This window comes from Rossellomorea sp. KS-H15a (assembly GCF_024195245.1).
GTDB lineage: Bacteria > Bacillota > Bacilli > Bacillales > Bacillaceae_B > Rossellomorea > Rossellomorea vietnamensis.
On the sequence record NZ_CP096886.1, the window covers coordinates 2541865 to 2558773 of the forward strand.

17 protein-coding genes are annotated in these 16909 nt (G+C 41.9%); 15 read left to right on the top strand and 2 right to left on the bottom strand.

The genetic code is table 11. From position 1 onward, the window contains the following. The first annotated feature begins 335 nt into the window (after nucleotides 1-335). From miaA to spoVK, 3 genes are all read left to right on the top strand, one after another. Complete coding sequence (gene miaA / locus M1J35_RS12910) at nucleotides 336-1295, top strand: tRNA (adenosine(37)-N6)-dimethylallyltransferase MiaA (protein WP_305882314.1); 960 nt, start codon at nucleotides 336-338, stop codon at nucleotides 1293-1295. Nucleotides 1296-1322: 27 nt separating this feature from the next. Continuing rightward, a complete protein-coding gene (gene hfq, locus M1J35_RS12915) occupies nucleotides 1323-1556 on the top strand; it encodes an RNA chaperone Hfq (RefSeq protein WP_079534150.1) in 234 nt (77 codons plus the stop codon). 386 nt (nucleotides 1557-1942) lie between these two features. Beyond that, a complete protein-coding gene (spoVK, locus tag M1J35_RS12920; RefSeq protein WP_061811328.1) occupies nucleotides 1943-2899 on the top strand; it encodes a stage V sporulation protein K in 957 nt (318 codons plus the stop codon). 49 nt (nucleotides 2900-2948) lie between these two features. Here spoVK and M1J35_RS12925 read toward each other — a convergent pair whose 3' ends face one another. Beyond that, on the bottom strand, nucleotides 2949-3557 hold the full coding sequence (locus tag M1J35_RS12925; RefSeq protein ID WP_061811329.1) for a trimeric intracellular cation channel family protein: 609 nt from the start codon (nucleotides 3555-3557) through the stop codon (nucleotides 2949-2951). 203 nt (nucleotides 3558-3760) lie between these two features. Between M1J35_RS12925 and hflX the strand changes: the two genes are divergently transcribed. From hflX to glnA, 4 genes are all read left to right on the top strand, one after another. Next, a complete protein-coding gene (gene hflX / locus M1J35_RS12930) occupies nucleotides 3761-5014 on the top strand; it encodes a GTPase HflX (protein ID WP_254651396.1) in 1254 nt (417 codons plus the stop codon). A 17-nt stretch (nucleotides 5015-5031) separates the two neighbouring features. Then, nucleotides 5032-6300 carry a methionine gamma-lyase family protein gene (locus M1J35_RS12935; RefSeq protein ID WP_034759915.1) on the top strand — a complete coding sequence of 423 codons (1269 nt, stop codon included), beginning with the start codon at nucleotides 5032-5034 and terminating at the stop codon, nucleotides 6298-6300. Nucleotides 6301-6448: 148 nt separating this feature from the next. Then, the gene (locus tag M1J35_RS12940; protein WP_034759914.1) at nucleotides 6449-6865 is read left to right on the top strand and encodes a MerR family transcriptional regulator; all 417 of its coding nucleotides are present in this window, start codon (nucleotides 6449-6451) and stop codon (nucleotides 6863-6865) included. A 37-nt stretch (nucleotides 6866-6902) separates the two neighbouring features. After that, nucleotides 6903-8237 carry a type I glutamate--ammonia ligase gene (glnA, locus tag M1J35_RS12945; RefSeq protein WP_034759913.1) on the top strand — a complete coding sequence of 445 codons (1335 nt, stop codon included), beginning with the start codon at nucleotides 6903-6905 and terminating at the stop codon, nucleotides 8235-8237. Nucleotides 8238-8414: 177 nt separating this feature from the next. Here the strand turns inward: glnA and lexA are convergent, their stop codons facing one another. Continuing rightward, nucleotides 8415-9035, bottom strand: a complete 621-nt coding sequence (gene lexA, locus M1J35_RS12950; protein ID WP_034759911.1) for a transcriptional repressor LexA — start codon at nucleotides 9033-9035, stop codon at nucleotides 8415-8417. Between the two features lie 155 nt (nucleotides 9036-9190). Here lexA and M1J35_RS12955 point away from each other — a divergent pair, with 155 nt between their 5' ends. From M1J35_RS12955 to M1J35_RS12990, 8 genes are all read left to right on the top strand, one after another. Beyond that, on the top strand, nucleotides 9191-9517 hold the full coding sequence (locus M1J35_RS12955) for a cell division suppressor protein YneA (protein ID WP_229594983.1): 327 nt from the start codon (nucleotides 9191-9193) through the stop codon (nucleotides 9515-9517). Nucleotides 9518-9528: 11 nt separating this feature from the next. Then, complete coding sequence (locus tag M1J35_RS12960) at nucleotides 9529-10179, top strand: YneB family resolvase-like protein (protein WP_254651397.1); 651 nt, start codon at nucleotides 9529-9531, stop codon at nucleotides 10177-10179. A gap of 104 nt (nucleotides 10180-10283) precedes the next feature. Beyond that, on the top strand, nucleotides 10284-10517 hold the full coding sequence (locus M1J35_RS12965) for a DUF896 domain-containing protein (RefSeq protein WP_061811332.1): 234 nt from the start codon (nucleotides 10284-10286) through the stop codon (nucleotides 10515-10517). A 188-nt stretch (nucleotides 10518-10705) separates the two neighbouring features. Next, complete coding sequence (gene tkt / locus M1J35_RS12970; protein WP_034759907.1) at nucleotides 10706-12709, top strand: transketolase; 2004 nt, start codon at nucleotides 10706-10708, stop codon at nucleotides 12707-12709. Nucleotides 12710-12963: 254 nt separating this feature from the next. Beyond that, nucleotides 12964-13401, top strand: a complete 438-nt coding sequence (sirA, locus tag M1J35_RS12975; protein ID WP_034759904.1) for a sporulation inhibitor of replication protein SirA — start codon at nucleotides 12964-12966, stop codon at nucleotides 13399-13401. A gap of 84 nt (nucleotides 13402-13485) precedes the next feature. After that, complete coding sequence (locus tag M1J35_RS12980) at nucleotides 13486-13707, top strand: YneF family protein (RefSeq protein ID WP_034759902.1); 222 nt, start codon at nucleotides 13486-13488, stop codon at nucleotides 13705-13707. Between the two features lie 186 nt (nucleotides 13708-13893). Continuing rightward, on the top strand, nucleotides 13894-15015 hold the full coding sequence (locus tag M1J35_RS12985) for a CamS family sex pheromone protein (protein WP_224520174.1): 1122 nt from the start codon (nucleotides 13894-13896) through the stop codon (nucleotides 15013-15015). Nucleotides 15016-15163: 148 nt separating this feature from the next. Next, nucleotides 15164-16909, top strand: coding sequence for an ABC transporter transmembrane domain-containing protein (locus tag M1J35_RS12990; protein WP_254651398.1), 1746 nt, complete (start codon nucleotides 15164-15166; stop codon nucleotides 16907-16909).

Here is a 16909-nt window from a genome sequence, read left to right on the forward strand (position 1 = left end):
CCCCGCAGGAGCGTCAGCGACGAGGAGGCTTGCCTTCCGCCCGAGGAAAGCGAAGTCTTGCATGGAAATCAAAAGCGGTGTAACAAGGGATCCTACCTGATTTTTTTATTGTTCGTCTTTAGAGAAGATGGATTAGATATGTCCGAGTCTCTTATTTTCCTCGGTACAATCAGAACGTTTTATTATGGTAAGTAAAGGGTACATTCACTCCATGGCAAATTGTTTTTGAATAAGACCGGTGTAAATGGAAATACTGACAAGATGTGATTTCAAACCTTCTATTATTATGGTACGATAATATGTAAAGAAACAGTTACATAGAAAGCAGTGAACGTATGACAAGAATGAATAAAGAGAAAGTGATTGTCCTTATTGGTCCGACTGCTGTAGGGAAAACCAGTACAAGCATAAGCCTTGCAAAACGATTCGATGGGGAAGTCATTAGTGGGGACTCCATGCAAATCTATAAGAGGATGGACATCGGAACTGCAAAAATCAGGGAAGAAGAGATGGAAGGCGTACCCCACCACTTGATCGATATAAAAAACCCTGAAGACTCTTTTTCAGTGGCGGAGTTTCAAAATCTTGTAAGAAAGAAAATAACCGACATTCATTCACGGGGGAAAATCCCCTTGATCGTGGGTGGAACGGGTCTTTACATCCAGTCAGTCCTATATGATTATCAATTCACAGAAACACCAGGCGATGAACATTATCGTGCAAAGTTAGAATCAGAGCTTAAAGAGAATGGAGCTGAACAGCTTCATCATAAGCTGGTTAAGGTGGACCCGGTTTCAGCCGGGAACATTCATCCTAATAATACGAGGCGTGTGATCCGTGCATTGGAGATTTTCCATTGTACCGGTAAGACGATGAGTGAGTATCAAAGCTCCCAAACCCATGAGCTTCAATATGATGTTGCGTTAATTGGTTTAACCATGGATCGGGAGAAACTGTATGAGAGAATCGATCTTCGAGTAGACCTGATGATGCAAGAAGGGCTTTTAGCAGAAGTGAAAGCGTTATATGATGGTGGCCTGAGAAACGTTCAATCTGTACAGGCGATAGGATATAAAGAACTTTATGACTACTTCGAAGGTACCCTCAGCCTGGAGACGGCCATAGAGAACCTTAAGCAAAACTCCAGAAGGTACGCCAAACGTCAGCTTACCTGGTTCCGAAACAAAATGGATGTTGCCTGGTACGATATGACAGAAGAAAGTTTGCACAGCAAAAATATTGAGGACATTTCAGAATTTATTGCAGGAAAGCTTCAATTAAAGTCGAATAAGTAATGTAGAGATAGAAGAGGAGGACTAACCATGAAACAATCCATTAATATCCAAGATCAATTCCTAAATCAATTGCGAAAAGACGGTTCACTCGTAACGGTATTCCTTTTAAATGGCTTTCAGATTCGCGGTCAGGTAAAAGGGTTTGATAATTTTACCGTCCTTTTTGAAACAGAAGGTAAACAGCAACTGGTATATAAACATGCCATTTCAACATTCGCCCCGCAGCGAAATGTTCAAATAAATTTTGAAGAACAAAATTAATGTTCGTGTGAAAGCTGCCCTTTGTGGCAGCTTTTTATATTGGGTCCGATTGTTGAATGCAAGAATAATTAATGAAATGTACAGTAAGTGAATAGGATAATAGAGAGGCTTAAATCTTCATCACCCTATGTCTTTAAAAATAAAAAAATCGACCCTGAAAAGTAATCACCAAGGGGCTTTTGTAGAGTATCAAATTGTATTCCAAAAGATAAGTGAGTCCGAAATGAAAAATGCATTCACAGCGTAATTCTATTTATTTCTCGGGAAAGCGCAGGAATAGACAGGATTCTTTTTATTTGTCGAAAAAAATAAGATAAAACGACAGGCGTTTATCACCCTTATATCTTAGATGTGTATATTGTCTTTAGAATGGTGAGGTGAAATCTTTGGATCAACCAATGAGAATGAAAAACAACGGTCAAATCAGTATAGTATTGAATTCACAAAAAAGAAGTTCAGTACGCGAAACGGTAGATTCGGCTCCTCAGTCCCTTCCACAAGAACATGTAGCGTTGAAAGAAATTGAAGAAGAACTTGGCTCCCTTGTCGGAATGGAAGAAATGAAAAAAATGGTGAAAGAAATTTATGCATGGATATATGTGAATAAAAAACGGGAAGCCATGGGACTGAAGGCCGGAAAACAAGCTCTTCATATGATGTTTAAAGGAAATCCGGGCACTGGTAAAACGACAGTAGCGAGAATCATCGGAAAACTGTTCTTAAAGATGAACGTGCTTTCGAAAGGACACTTAATCGAAGCAGAGAGGGCTGATCTGGTCGGTGAATATATAGGTCATACGGCACAGAAAACAAGGGATTTGGTGAAAAAAGCACTTGGAGGGATCCTATTCATTGATGAGGCGTATTCACTGGGCAGAGGTGGAGAAAAGGATTTTGGAAAAGAGGCCATCGATACCCTTGTGAAACATATGGAAGATAGGCAGCATGACTTTATCTTGATCCTGGCAGGGTATTCAAGGGAAATGGAGCACTTCCTTACCTTGAATCCGGGTCTGCAATCACGATTTCCCCTTGTGTTTCATTTTCCTGATTATTCTGTAGATCAGTTGATGGAAATCGGCAAAAGGATGCTGGATGAAAAGCAATACTTATTGAGTCATGATGCCGAAAGAAAGATCCGTGAACATTTAAGTGCAGCGAAAAACACATTATCTCCAATGGCGTTTTCCAATGGACGGTATGTTCGGAATGTACTTGAAAAATCGATACGATCTCAAGCGATGAGGCTGTTGTTGGAGAATTGCTACGATCGGCATGATCTCTTGACCATCCGCAGTAATGACCTGGTCTTTACTAAAACGGCTTCAGATCACCATACTTAGTAAATCGAAAAACATAAAAATGCATTCACTTGTGAATGCATTTTTATGTTTAAACATGAGCCCGTAAACTTCTATTCGGTAACCTCCATTTATATAGGTAGGATAGCACCCGTAAAGCGGTTGTAATGATGAAAAGGGTATATAGCTCTAACGCTGAATTGACTATACCAAGTCCAATCGCAGCTCCACATAAAACTGCCCATACCGCATATATTTCCGATCTGAGGACTAAAGGTTTCCGTCCAGCCAGAAGGTCACGGATCATTCCACCACCACTACCGGTTAAAACGGCAGCCACGATGATTGCACTGATGGGGTGGTTCATTTCAGAAGCATATAACGCCCCCTGAATCGCAAAAGCCGATAGACCGATCGCGTCAAAGAAATTCCCCCACTTCCTCCAATGTTTTAAAAGGTTATTGGGGAACAGAAAGACCGCCGTAATCGAGAGAAGGGCAATCTGAAACAACATTCCCTGCTCCCATAAAGCGGAAACGGGAACACCAATCAGTAAATTCCGGATGGCGCCTCCACCGAATGCCGTGACAATCCCTAATATATAAACACCGAGGATATCATATTCCTCTTCCATGGCAATGATAGCTCCTGAAATAGCAAAAGCAATGGTACCGATGATACTCAGTACTTCCCACGTCATACACATTCCTCCTCACCCTATTACAATATGCTACATGCCATTATGTAGAATCTTGAAGTGGTGTTATGTCATAATCAAACATACTGATTTTAACACGTATGTGCTTATTTGCAACCATTTTTCATTGCTTTTTACATAGAGATTACGATGCGGATTTGATATGATGGAAAATAGAATGAAACGGAAAGAAAGAAGGTTGTTTTTTGAAGAATGAAAATCTAGAAAAAGTCATTCTGGTGGGATGTCAACTGGACGATGATGACCTGCGTTTTCAGTATAGTTTAATGGAACTTAAGGAGCTGACAGCAACAGCTCAAGGAAAAGTTGCCGCCACCTTGATTCAAAAGCGTGACAGGATCCATCCAAGTACGTATATCGGAAAGGGTAAACTGGAGGAACTGGTCCTGTTGGAAGAACAATTTGAAGCGGACATCATCATATTTAATGATGAACTATCCCCCAGTCAGATTCGGAACTTATCAAAGGAACTAAACGGCAGGGTGATTGACCGGACACAACTGATATTGGACATTTTTGCACAGCGTGCCCGCTCAAGAGAAGGGAAATTACAAGTAGAACTTGCACAGCTTCAGTACTTGCTGCCGAGACTCATCGGTCAGGGGGCGTCCCTCTCAAGGCTGGGCGGCGGGATAGGCACCAGGGGGCCAGGTGAAACGAAGCTTGAAAGTGATCGTCGACACATCCATAAGAGGATTGACGATATTAAGAAGCAATTACAAACCATAGTTGATCATAGAGAAAGGTACCGCGGGAGAAGGAAGCGGAACAAAGCTTTCCAGATTGCACTCGTCGGATATACAAACGCTGGAAAATCCACGTTGTTCAATCGGATTTCAATGGCTGATTCCTATGAAGAAAATCAATTATTTGCTACCTTGGATCCGATGACGAGGAAAATGCATTTGCCAAGTGGATATTCCACGTTATTGACAGATACCGTAGGGTTCATTCAAGATTTACCGACCACATTGGTTGCGGCATTTCGATCTACCCTTGAAGAAGTAAAGGAGGCAGATCTCCTTCTTCATATTGTGGATAGTTCAAATCCTGACTACAGTCAGCACGAAAAGACAGTGCAATCCTTATTGAAAGACCTGGAAATGGATGGACTGCAGCAGCTAACGGTATACAACAAGCGGGATGAGATGGATCCCGAATTTGTTCCCGACAGCGAATCAGACACCATCCTCATAAGTGCCTTGAACGAAGAAGACCGAGGGAAGCTGCTGGTTAAGATAGAAGAAATCGTAAAGAATCAAATGTTACCTTATCATGTACTTGTCCCTGTGAATGACGGGAAGCTGCTATCCCAATTAAAGAGTGAAACCATCTTGATAAAATTGGAATTCCAAGAAGCGAGTCAAGTATATGAAATGACCGGATTTCACCTTGAAGATCATCCGATAGCAGGAAGCATCAAGAAATTTCAAAAGTAGAAGGGAAACAACACCAAATGTTTGAACAATTAGTAAATGGAACGGCATTACAATCACTTGTGACGAAAGTGGAAGCAGAGATCAAAGACATACATAAAAAAATCGATGAACGGTCTGAAAGCAACCAGTTCAACGTTTTGAGAGCGTTTCAGAAGCACCGGGTAAGCGATTCTCACTTCATCCCGTCCACAGGCTATGGCTATGACGATACAGGAAGGGACACCCTGGAAAGCATATACGCAGACGTGTTTGGAGGTGAGGCAGGACTTGTGCGGCCTCAGATCATTTCTGGTACCCATGCCATCTCCATCGCTTTGTTCGGTATACTCCGGCCGGGAGATGAACTGGTGTACATAACAGGGAAACCATATGATACATTAGAAGAAATTGTAGGAAGCCGAGGGAAGGGTACAGGTTCACTCAAAGACTTCCATATCGACTATCAGAGCGTTGATTTAGATGAGTCTGGAAAAGTCGATTTTGAAAAGGTGGCAACGACCATTACTACAAAGACAAAGATGGTTGGGATCCAGCGATCAAAAGGGTATGCCAACCGCCCATCCTTTACAATTGAAGAAATAAAGGAAATGATTGATTTCATTAAAGAAATTGATCCAGGAATTGTTGTATTCGTAGATAACTGCTACGGGGAATTTGTCGAAGTGAAAGAACCCTGTCACGTCGGGGCGGATCTAATGGCGGGCTCCCTTATTAAGAATCCTGGTGGTGGCCTTGCGAAAACAGGTGGATATATCGTCGGAAAGAAAGAATATGTAGAAGCATGTTCCTTCAGGATGACCTCGCCGGGAATCGGAGCGGAGGCAGGGGCATCTCTCTACAGCCTTCAAGAAATGTATCAAGGATTCTTTTTGGCGCCTCATGTGGTCGCACAATCATTAAAGGGAGCGGTTTTCACTTCTGCACTACTGACCGGGCTTGGCATGAACACAGACCCTTCGCCTCATGCCAGGCGTACGGACTTAATACAATCGGTGCAATTTGATGACAGGGAAAAGATGATCGCTTTCTGTCAGGCAATCCAATCAGCCTCACCGATCAATTCTCATTTCACACCGTATCCGAACTATATGCCGGGCTATGAGGATGATGTCATCATGGCCGCGGGTACGTTCATTCAGGGAGCGAGCATTGAACTATCGGCGGATGGACCTATAAGACCACCTTATATAGCTTATGTTCAAGGCGGGTTGACATACTCCCATGTGAAAATCGCCGTTTGCTCAGCGGTGGACAACTTAATTGAAAAAGGTTTAATCACCATATAAAAAGGATATTAAAGGAGTAATTGGATAGTCTAAAGTGGACTATCCAATTCTTTTGATTACTTATGTAAGAAAATCTAACATTTGATTGACAGAACTCCTGACATTACATATAATGAATTCAAGAAGGAAAATAAAAGGAGGAATCAAGATGAGCGGAAGTGAAATTCGTCGAACGATGGCATTATTTCCAATCAGTATTGTCATGCAGCTCACGGACTTAACGGCTCGTCAGATTCGATACTATGAAGAGCATCAACTGATAAACCCGGCAAGGACCGAGGGGAATCGTCGGCTCTTTTCCTTGAATGACATTGATAAGTTATTAGAAGTAAAGGATCTGTTAGATCAAGGTATCAACATGGCAGGGATTAAGAAGATCTTTTCTGTGTCCGGCCATAATGAAAACAAAGTCGTATCTGACGTAAGTAATGAAAAGGAAGAAAAAGCAAGACAGGATCTATCTGACGACGAGCTGCGTAAATTACTTCGCAATGAATTGATCCATTCCGGTCGGTTCAATCGATCATCTCTGCGTCAAGGAGATATGTCCCGCTTCTTTCATTAAATAAACCCTTTAATAAACTTGAGGAGGAATTACGTAAATGGCAAAGTATACTAGAGATGATGTGTTAAGATTAGCGAATGAAGAGGGAGTTAAGTTCATTCGACTGCAATTCACCGACATTTTAGGGACGATCAAGAACGTAGAAATCCCTCTTAGTCAGCTTGAAAAAGCTTTAGATAACAAAATGATGTTTGATGGTTCTTCCATTGAAGGATTTGTCCGTATCGAAGAATCAGATATGTATCTTTTCCCTGATTTAGACACATGGTTGGTTTTCCCTTGGACAGCTGAAAAAGGGAAGGTAGCCCGTCTGATCTGTGATATTTACAATCCGGATGGCACTCCGTTTGAGGGAGATCCCCGTAATAACCTAAAACGCATTTTAGGTGAAATGGAGGAGCTTGGGTTCACTGACTTCAATCTTGGGCCAGAGCCGGAATTCTTCCTCTTTAAATTAGATGTAAATGGCGAACCAACGTTGGAATTAAATGATAACGGTGGCTATTTCGACCTCGCCCCTACCGATTTAGGGGAGAACTGCCGTCGTGATATCGCTTTAGAACTTGAAGAAATGGGCTTTGAAATTGAAGCATCTCACCATGAAGTTGCTCCTGGACAACATGAGATCGATTTCAAATATGCAAATGCATTAAAAGCTTGTGATGATATTCAGACATTCAAACTGGTAGTTAAAACGATTGCCCGTAAACACGGTTTGCACGCTACATTCATGCCGAAACCATTATTCGGTGTAAATGGTTCAGGAATGCACTGTAATATGTCCCTGTTCAAAAATGGAGTGAACTCTTTCTTTGATGAAAAAGGTGACTTGCAACTAAGTGATACTGCCCGTCAATTCCTTGCTGGTATCATTAAGCATGCCACTGCTTTTACAGCTATCACGAACCCGACTGTCAACTCATACAAGCGTTTAGTTCCAGGATACGAAGCACCTTGCTATGTTGCCTGGTCTGCACGTAACCGTAGCCCGTTAATCCGTATCCCGGCTTCCCGTGGGTTAAGTACACGCGTTGAGGTCCGAAGTGTCGACCCTGCAGCAAACCCTTACCTTGCTATGGCTGTATTACTTGCGGCAGGATTAGATGGAATCAAGAATAACCTACCGGCTCCTAAGCCGATTGACCGCAACATCTATGTAATGGACAAAAAAGAGCGTGAAGAAGCAGGTATCGTGGATCTTCCTGCAACATTACATGCGGCTCTTGAAACATTAAAAACAAATGAAGTCATTGTTAAGTCCCTTGGCGAACATATATTCGAACACTTCGTGGAAGCGAAGGAAATCGAGTGGGATATGTTCCGTACACAAGTACACCCTTGGGAGCGTGAACAGTACATTCAAATGTATTAATGACCAGAAACCCTCAACGATATATCGTTGAGGGTTTTTTGCACGAATTTCGGGTTGAGAAGGGAATCTGGGAAGGAAACGATATGAAAAAAGCCTGAGGATGGAAATTTCGGCTTCCAACCTCAGGCTTTTTCATTATAATGATAACCGTCTTATCCATGCATACCGATGCTATTATCAGTGAACTTGACGATACACCCCTACCACTTTACCCAAAATGGAGACGTTTCGCAAAATGATTGGTTCCATTGTTGAGTTCTCTGGCTGCAGACGTACATAATCCTTTTCTTTAAAGAAACGTTTTACCGTTGCTTCATCTTCATCGGTCATGGCAACGACGATATCTCCGTTGTTCGCTGTCTGCTGCTGGCGAACAATGACAAAATCCCCATCCAATATGCCGGCTTCGATCATACTGTCACCCATGATTTCAAGCATGAAGACCTGCTCATCAGAAGGGGCCATCCGCTCGGGCAATGGGAAAAATTCTTCCACATTTTCAACAGCCGTAATCGGTTGACCTGCTGTAACTTTACCGATTAAAGGAACGTTTACTACACGTTGTCGCGGAATCGTATCTTCTTCAAGGTCCAGAATTTCGATCGCTCTCGGTTTAGTCGGATCACGACGGATCAGACCTTTACTTTCAAGCCTCGCTAAATGTCCGTGTACAGTGGAACTGGAAGCAAGACCGACGGCTTCCCCGATTTCACGTACGGAAGGGGGATACCCTTTTTCTCTGACTGCAACTTTAATATATTGTAGTATGTCCTGCTGTCTCTTCGACAATTTTGTCATGTTCACGCACCTCTATTATAGATCTTATGTTCCCATTATAGCATGTCACGATTATTGATACAAACATAAGTTCGAATTTTGTTGACACCAAACGAGTGTTCGTATTACAATGAAATCAACAAAACAGAACAAACATTCGTATGGGGGTAATATTTATGTTAACACATATTTGGAATCGATTCTCTTACATTATTATATTATTTGTTTTAGTCCTTTCGGCAGCTTGCTATTTATTAATCAATATGACTAATCAGCCTTCCTACCAAAGTATCACAGTAGAGGAGGGTGATACTCTTTGGACTATTGCCAAACAGTATAATGAAGAATATTCTATGACAGTGGAAGAATTTATCGCCTGGGTTGGGGAAGAGAACGAATTGAATTCTTTTGCCATCAAGCCTGGTGAATCACTTGTTTTACCTATTGAAAATCAAACAATATCAACTCAATCAGATTTCGAACTGGTCATGAACGAAGAATAGAGGGATAGAAGATGAAAGCAGTCATATACTGCAGGGTAAGTACCAAGAAAAACACACAGGAAACATCATTGGAGCGGCAGGAAGAAGAACTGGTAAAATTGGCAAACGAACATCATTATGAAGTAAGTGCGGTCATCAGGGATCAGGCGAGCGGCTTTGAATTGGACCGTCCAGGTGTTTTGGAACTTTTGGACTTGGTCAGGGATAAATCAATCGAGGCAGTGCTTATCCAGGACGAAACAAGAATCGGCAGGGGAAATGCCAAGATCGCCCTTATCCACTGTCTGTTAAAAGAAGAAGTGAAAATCATCAGTCAGACTCATAGTGGTGAATTACATTTATCCGAATCCGATTCTATGGTCATCAACATTGTCAGCATGGTGGAGGAATATCAACGCAAGCTGCATAACCTTAAAATCAAGCGGGGCATGAAGCGTGCTGTGGAAAATGGCTTTCAGCCTCATAAAAATTTAAAAAACAAAGGAAATGTTGAAGGAAGGGAACGCATTGAAGTTCCGGTCGAGGAAATCGTGCGATTAAGGAAAAATGAATTAACCTTCGCTGAGATTGCAGCTACTCTCAGGGGATTCGGATACGATGTATCCAAAGCTACGGTACATAGACGCTTCAAGGAATATATGACGTCCCTTGATCATGCATAACCCTTGTTTTATCTCCTTTATTCTAGTAACATGACGGTAGTGTGATACGCTGCTTCTAGAATGTTTTAGAGTTTGCAAACTATGCAATAAAGGAGTTTTTATAGATGCTTTCAAAATCAAAAATGAATAGAATTAACGAACTTGCCAAAAAGTCCAAAAGTAGTGGACTCACTGAGCAGGAAGCGAAAGAACAGACTAAACTTAGAAAAGAATATCTAGAAACGTTCCGTCAATCGATGAAGGGAACAATTGAAAATACACGAATCTTTGATCCGGAAGGAAATGAAGTCACACCTAAAAAGATCCAAGATATACAGACTAAGAAAAAAATGCATTAATCAAAAAACTTCCAGGCCAACTTTGAAAGGTCCTGGAAGTTTTTTGATTCATTTTACTCCCTTATGATATTTAAAGGGTTTTTTATTTTCAACGATCATAAAGTCATGTTATCATTCAAGATAGTTGTATAAACTATCAAAGAAGATTAATATTAATAAGGTACATTAAAAGGAAGGATGTCTGACATATGTTTGATAACACAGATCAATTAGCAATTAATACAATTCGTACATTATCAATCGATGCGATTGAAAAAGCAGGTTCCGGGCACCCGGGAATGCCTATGGGTGCAGCTCCAATGGCGTATGCACTTTGGACAAGATTCATGAATCATAACCCTAAAAATCCAGAATGGTTCAACCGCGACCGTTTTGTCTTATCTGCGGGACACGGTTCGATGCTGTTATACAGCCTACTTCATCTTTCTGGGTACGATGTTTCAATGGAAGATCTTAAAAATTTCCGCCAATGGGGAAGTAAGACTCCAGGACATCCAGAGTACAAACACACTCCTGGTGTAGAAGCAACAACTGGTCCGCTTGGACAGGGGATTGCTATGGCAGTTGGTATGGCATTAGCTGAAAGACATTTGGCCACTACATATAACAAAGACCAATATAATATGGTCGATCACTTTACATACTCCATTTGTGGAGATGGTGACTTAATGGAAGGTGTTTCCTCTGAAGCTGCTTCTTTGGCTGCACATTTAAAATTAGGACGCCTTGTTGTTCTTTATGATTCCAATGATATTTCACTTGACGGAGACTTGGATAAGTCCTTCTCTGAGAGTGTTAAGGGACGATTTGAATCCTACGGATGGCAGTATATCCGTGTTGAAGATGGAAATGATCTAGACGAAATTTCCAAGGCAATCGAAGAAGGTCAAGGAGACACAACCCGCCCGACAATGATTGAGGTCAAGACCGTCATTGGGTACGGAGCCCCGAATAAATCAGGTAAATCTGCCGTTCATGGTGCACCTCTGGGTGAAGATGAAATGAAGCTTACCAAAGAAGCCTACAAGTGGACATTCGATCAGGATTTCCACGTGCCTGATGAGGTTTACAGTCGCTTTGAGGAAAAAATCCAACAAGCTGGCTCTGAGAAAGAACAGGATTGGGCCAACCAATTCATTAAATACAAAGAGGAACACCCTGAACTGGCCACTCAATTAGAAGCGGCGATCAAAGGTGAACTACCGCAAGGATGGGATAAGGACATCCCGGTATATGAAGAAGGAAAAGCATTGGCAAGCCGAGCTTCTTCCGGGGAAGTGTTAAACGCCATTGCCCAAAATCTTCCTTCATTCATCGGTGGTTCCGCTGACCTTGCCGGTTCCAACAAAACGATGATCAAAGATGAGAAAGATTTCACGCCTGAATCCTATGAAGGCAGAAATATCTGGTTCGGAGTCCGTGAATTCGGTATGGGTGGTGCCATGAATGGTATGGCTCTACACGGAGGGCTTCATGTATTCGGTGGAACATTCTTCGTATTCAGCGACTATCTAAGACCTGCTATCCGTTTGGCGGCTCTAATGGGCTTACCTGTGACCTATGTGTTCACACACGATAGTATCGCTGTGGGAGAAGACGGACCTACCCATGAACCTGTTGAACAGCTTGCATCCCTTCGTGCCATGCCTAACCTGTCAGTGATTCGCCCTGGTGACGGTAATGAAGTGGCTGCAGCCTGGAGGTTATCGTTAGAATCGAAAGATCAGCCTACGATGCTTGTTCTGTCCCGTCAGGACCTTCCAACGCTGAAAGGTACGGCTGATAAGGCCTACAACGGGGTAAACAAAGGTGCTTATGTTGTCTCTGCTTCAGGTAAAGAACAGCCTGATGCCCTGTTGATTGCAACTGGTTCTGAAGTACATCTTGCGGTAGAAGCGCAAAATGCCCTTGAAAAAGACGGTATCAGTGTTTCAGTTGTGAGCATGCCTTCTTGGGATCGTTTCGAAAAGCAATCAAAAGAATACAAAGAATCCATCCTGCCTAAGAGCGTGAAAAAACGCCTGGCTATCGAAATGGGATCTCCAATGGGCTGGGATCGATACGTTGGCGATGAAGGTGACATCCTGGCGATCAATGGTTATGGTGCATCTGCCCCAGGAGCCAAAGTGATGGAAGAATATGGATTTACTTCTGAAAATGTAGTATCTAGAATCAAAGCTTTACTTCAATAATCGTGAATGGAAAAGGTCGGCTCCTTACACTCTCTAAGGAGTTGGCCTTTTTCTTTTGGGTAAGTACAATAGGAGTAAAGGTGGAAGAGATTGGGTATAGAACAAGTAATGTATAAATCCTACGATACATCCCTTAACATTCAGGGGAGATAGAATAGGTTCGACAAAACTAGTGCAGATTTTCAACAATTTATGACAATGACTCCCTTCTAGTTGATTTATACTATATGAAAGAAAGGTAGGAGGGAGTAAAGGTGCGAAATTATCAAATCTATTGGATTGAAGAGTTGTTTGTTCAACATTACTATGGTCGTGAAAGAATGTTCTATCAATTGTTTTCTGATTGGGAAGCGAGTACAGGCGATCTTCACGATATCGTCTCGAAACAAGTAGATTACATTACCAAACCGATTCCATACCTTCCTACCCAAAGACTCCTTCAACACGAAATTACGAAGGTTGAAGGGGCAGCCTGGATAAACTCCGTTGCGACAATCGAAAGAGAAGAATCAGGTGCGACACTCGTCTTGAATGAAAAGTCGATGTCTTTGAATGCCTGGGGGCACGATGAATCTGAATATATCTTTTTTGAAATTTTACGGAGGAATATGGGCCAGCTACTGGCAATGGATATCAAAAATGAACGTTTTGGCTGGTTAAAACCGATAAAACAAAGAAAGTTTATATATTAATATGAAATTTTGACCAAAATATTGTATAATGTTTCAGGGTTTAGTACACTTTTAAAAGGACAACATGAAGGAGGAAGTAAGAGTATGGGAACGACTGGATTACTTATTCTAGTAGGAGTTCTGGCATTACTTGCCGGAGTTGCACTAGGATTTTTCATTGCTCGTAAATACATGATGAGCTACCTAAAGAAAAATCCACCAATTAACGAGCAAATGTTACGCATGATGATGATGCAAATGGGGCAAAAACCATCCCAGAAGAAAATCAATCAAATGATGAATGCAATGAATAAGAACATGAAGTAATAGATGGAAGCACTCAGGTGATGAGTGCTTTTTCTATTGTTCGGGCATCCTGATCTCATGGAGTGTAGAGAAGGATTAAAGATCAGGTAGGATAATGGGATTATTTTCGTGAATTCATAAAAACTTAAAGATTATCAGGCGGATTGAAATGTAATGTATGATAAAATATAGTCCGGAGGGAGTCATATGAAAAAATGGATGATTGTATCTCTGTCCCTTTTGATTCTTATTGCCGGATGCAGCAATAAGCCTCAAGAAGTGATAGATGATGAAACGCTTGAAATTCAAAATAGTGCAGCAAGCGATGCACGTGAATATTTAAACTATAAAGTAAACAAAGAAAAAAAATCGGTCAATCGCGGCCTGATTACAATGACGATCAACAACCGCAGTGATATGGATGAAATTGAGACGGGCCTTATGTCTTTATCCACCGAACATTTTTCCCCTGAAAAATATGTCTACCAGGAAGGTCAGTATTTAAAGAATTTAAACTCATGGTTAGGGAGAAAGTCTAAAACCAATAAGGCGGGCCTTAACCCTGAATTGAAGATCACCGATGATATGACATGGGAACAGCAGATGGAGATGGAAAAGAAAAATCCAATGTACCTTGCTTATATTCATGAGCAGAATTATGTGGATTCAGAAGGGAAAATCAAGGGGATTTCCCTTGGCCTTGCGATGAATTCCATCGATTATATCAGGGTGGAAGATGATAAGAAGCTGATGCATTTTGACGAAGCCAATATTAACGAGAAGATGATGGAAGAATACGGAAAGAAGGTAGCCGGTACAGTCGCCAGTCGTGTACGGGCAAACAAAGAATTGAAAAATGTACCCATCATGATTTCGATTTTCAAACTACAACCTTTAAACAGTGTTGTTCCTGGAAACTATATTGCCACGACCTATTTAGATGAGAACGATAGGAAAGTCAAAAAGTGGGACGATGTTTCCGACAAATATTATTACTTCCCGAGTGATGAAGGCGAAGAGAAAGACCGCGATTTATATAACCGAATCCGGGATCTGGAAGATTATGTGTCAAAGTATTTCTCTCATCAGGATATTGAGTTTGTCGGTAAAGGATTGTATCAGAAGGAAACGCTAAATAAACTGGTCATCGATGTACATACAGGAATGGTGAAAGAAACCGAATTAATAGGGTTTGCACAGGCGATTGGTCCTGAAATCGTCGATTACTTCCCACACACACCGGTTTACCTTTATGTAAAAACCCCTAAAGGCCTTAAAGCCACCATCGTCAAAGAAGTGGACCAGGAACCATTTGTACAAATACATTAGTATATTTCTTTACGAAAGAGCCTCCCTTATCTAATTAGGGAGGCTCTTTCGTATAGTCCCTTGAAATGTTTTCTGAAAAAAGATTTCTCATTATTATGAAATTTGGTAAAATAAAGAGTCGATTTAATCATGAGGCGGGGGAGACAGTATGAAAGTCTTTTATGATTTGAAATGGTTTTTTCTTCAGGAGAAAAAGTCATATATAACAGGAACCATCCTTCTATTATTGGTGGCGTTCCTGCAATTGATTCCACCTAAGATTGTAGGGATCGTGGTCGACCGTATAAAGGCACATTCGTTGACCACAGAAGATATGTTGAAATGGATCCTGATCCTGATATTCACCGCTCTAACCATGTATGGTCTCCGTTTTGTATGGAGAATCATGATTTTCGGTTCGGCCACCAAGCTTTCCAGGTTGCTGAGGGACGAACTTTATCATCACTTTACCAAAATGTCCCCGGCTTTCTATCAAAAGAAGCGGATCGGGGATTTGATGGCTCACGCAACAAATGACATTCAAGCGGTTCAACAGACTGCGGGAGTAGGGGTATTGACTTTTGTTGATTCCCTGTCAACTGGAGGATTTGTCATTGCGGCCATGGCGTTTACAATCAGTTGGAAGCTGACCCTTATTGCACTGATTCCGATGCCGTTCATGGCGGTTTTGACTAGTTATTATGGAACATTACTACATAAACGCTTTCATAAAGCTCAAGAAGCATTTTCGGCTCTGAATGATAAGACGCAGGAAAGTGTAGCGGGAATGAAAGTCCTGAAAACCTTTGGGCAGGAGAAAGAGGATATTGAGTCGTTCAGGAAACAATCGGAAGAAGTGGTTCAGAAGAATATCTCTGTTGCAAGAGTGGATTCGTTATTTGATCCCACCATCTCGATCATTGTCGGCATTTCCTTCTTTTTATCGATAGTGTTCGGTTCAAAATATGTCATAGAAGGGGAGCTGACGATTGGAGACTTGATTTCCTTCACCACATATCTCGGACTCTTAATCTGGCCGATGCTTGCATTCGGGTGGCTATTTAACATTGTGGAGAGGGGCCGTGCTTCTTATGATCGTGTGGCAGGGTTATTGAATGAAAAGATAGATATAGAGGATGCTGGGGAATTGGAGCACGCCCCGACAGGAGATATTGAATTCCAGATTTCTTCTTTTTCATATCCGGGTGAAGAGATGCCTGCCCTGGAAGATGTTCAGTTTACCATGAAAAAAGGTCAAACCATCGGAATCGTTGGAAAAACGGGTGCGGGAAAGACGACTCTTCTAAAACTTCTCCTGAGGGAATTTGAAGGGTATAAGGGGAAGGTGGAATTTGGGGGGAGTTTGATTCAGGAGTATAAATTAAATCATTTGCGTGAATCCATCGGATACGTGCCTCAGGATCACTTCCTATTTTCTGCCACGATTTTTGAAAATATTGCGTTCGCAAATCCGCTATCTTCAAGGGAAAAGGTGGAGGAGGCAGCTTTACTTGCTCACATCCATGATGACATCAGCCGATTCCCATTAGGCTATGCCACAGTCGTCGGGGAAAGAGGAGTTTCTTTGTCGGGTGGTCAGAAGCAGAGGATATCGATTGCGAGGGCTCTCTTAACGGATCCTGAAGTACTTATCCTGGATGATTCCCTGTCAGCCGTAGATGCCAGGACAGAAGAATCGATCCTGACTTCCCTGAAGCAGAATCGAGCAGGGAGGACAACGGTGATCACTTCACATCGGCTAAGTGCAATTCAACATGCTGACCTGATCATAGTCCTTGAAGAAGGAAAGCTCGGCGAGAAAGGCACGCACTTTCACCTGATGAAAAATAAAGGCAGGTACAGAGAAATGTATCTCAGGCAACAGTTGGAAGAACTTGTAGAACGGGGAGGGTAA